This is a genomic window from Maritimibacter sp. 55A14 (assembly GCF_003122205.1).
In the GTDB taxonomy this organism is placed as follows: Bacteria; Pseudomonadota; Alphaproteobacteria; order Rhodobacterales; family Rhodobacteraceae; genus QEYE01.
On the sequence record NZ_QEYE01000056.1, the window covers coordinates 1 to 1,970 of the forward strand.

General features: G+C 58.3%; 3 protein-coding genes and 1 pseudogene. All 4 read right to left on the bottom strand.

The window, feature by feature from the left end; all coding sequences use genetic code 11:
• A partial coding sequence (locus DDZ14_RS20075) for a hypothetical protein (protein ID WP_233252658.1) occupies nucleotides 1–189 on the bottom strand: 189 nt, incomplete at its 3' end.
• 165 nt (nucleotides 190–354) lie between these two features.
• On the bottom strand, nucleotides 355–483 hold the full coding sequence (locus DDZ14_RS20175; protein WP_255417521.1) for a hypothetical protein: 129 nt from the start codon (nucleotides 481–483) through the stop codon (nucleotides 355–357).
• Between the two features lie 298 nt (nucleotides 484–781).
• A complete protein-coding gene (locus tag DDZ14_RS19130; RefSeq protein WP_109426565.1) occupies nucleotides 782–1,603 on the bottom strand; it encodes a class I SAM-dependent methyltransferase in 822 nt (273 codons plus the stop codon).
• Nucleotides 1,604–1,858: 255 nt separating this feature from the next.
• Nucleotides 1,859–1,970 (bottom strand): annotated as a pseudogene (locus tag DDZ14_RS19135) (IS5/IS1182 family transposase); the annotation flags it as partial.

Sequence of the window (1,970 nt, forward strand, 5' to 3'; positions counted from 1 at the left end):
CCGCACCCCGCTGGCCCGATACGGCTGCGCTGTGTGATGGCTACACCGTATCGGGCCAGCTACCCATGCCCAAAGGGGGGTCATTTTTGGACGCCTATAGGAGGTCAATATTGGATGCCGTTTGACAGTCATTGCCTCCTTGAGCAACTCAAGGATCATCAGATCATCATCGACGGCAAGTATCTTCATACAATAGACCCCTGGTAGCCACCGTCCGCGTAGGCGCCATCTTCCCTGCAAGTCCGCAGCATCTCCTGGGGATCCTTTCCGCACAAAGGCATGAGCCGGACTCCGCCTGTGCGTCAACGATACATCTTCCAGTTGTTGAAACAAGCGAGATGAAGGCGCTGTCAGCTAGGCACCCAGCATCCGCTCCATGAGCTTGATCTTCAGCTCTTTCATCAGCCCGGCATCGCCGATCAGGTCTTCAGGGCGCTCCACGCCCTCCAACAGTTCGTCCAGTATTTCTTTCGAGATGGTCATTCATGCTTCCTTTTGGTGAAGCATGGACCGGATCAGTCGTACACAGAAGATCTGACACTCTCTTCGTAGAACAGCGCGCCCTGCGCCAGCTGCCTTGGCCCCATCATCGCCGCTCACCTCCCCTATCTCGCAGAAAGTGAAACAGCGATCAGGAGACGAAACAAGCCGAGTTTCCCAACGGAATAGGCTCGGAGCGGTCATCTGACGTCATAGCATCGTCTTTCAGTCATTCATCTCGCGAATGCATTCGGCCCGAGCAGACGCCGATGCAGTCGCCGGCGAACCTCGTGAAATGGCTTCAACCCTCGCAGACATAGGCAATCGTTCTAATCCGCCCCTCGGCCAGGTTGCGCACCTGGTTTCGCACCATTACCGGATAATCAGACCCCAGGAACGCGTTGAAGGAGACGGGGGGTGGTCCTGAGTCAGTCAGTTGCTTCATCCTTTCCTCAAACCAGTTGAGGCTTTCCTCGCTCGAGTCCTGGATATCAAGTATCCGGAACCCGGCTTCTGTAAGGAGCGATTGCATGTCACCGTCGCTGGCCAGATGGCTGATCGCGGGTTCACGGGCCCAGGGCACCGGAAAATGAACCTCTCCGCCATCGCCTTGGATTACATCGTAAGCCGCAAAACGTCCGCCGGGTTTCAGTGCCCTCCGCGCCTCCGCGTAGAGCTTGTCCTTGGCCGGGATGTTCATTGCGACATGGATGGTCATCACAGCATCGAAATGGTTATCGGGAAACGGCAAGTCGGTGGCATCGCCTTGCTGGCAGTTCACCTTGCCCGTCAATCCCAGCCATGACGACATGACGTTCGCCGCTTTGCAGAACTCCGCGGTCAAATCGATTCCCTCGACGTCGCATCCGTAGGTTTCTGCCAGCGTTCGGGCGGGGCCGCCTAGGCCGCTGCCGAGATCGAGAAGCCTCGAATTCATGCCGAGGTTCAACTGCGCGCCGAGTTCGAGCGTCGCCTTGCGCCCGCGAATGTGAAATTCGTCAATGGCGGCGAGATCGGTCGTTGTCAGATCGTCGAGGCTTTTTCCCGCCTCCTCGAGCCCCGCAGCAATCTTGTCGGCCAGGTTGCCCTCGCCCTTGTAGTGCCCTTCCACATCCGCGTTCATTTGTCCCTGCCTTTCCATGCGGCCGCCTGCGACCTTCCTTCTACCAGCCGGAAGCGCCCGGTCCTTCCCGTTCCATTCAACGTCAGAGGATCTGACACCCGAAGGTTCAGTCTAGCGAGGGGCGTGAGTTTCACCAAATCGCGTCTGAAAATCCGCTTTGGGCTCTGTCTGATCTTGCGGCGGTGCGGCGGGCGACCCCGACCATCTTGCCCGCCGCCAGACGCTCGCGGCCCGAAGTGGACCTAGGGTCAGGACTCATAGCCAATAGATGACGGTTGCGGCGAGTGCGATGGCGGAGAGGAATACCTTCGGGCATCGGTCATATCGGGTTGCGACCCGTCGCCAGTCTTTGAGCCTACCGAACATG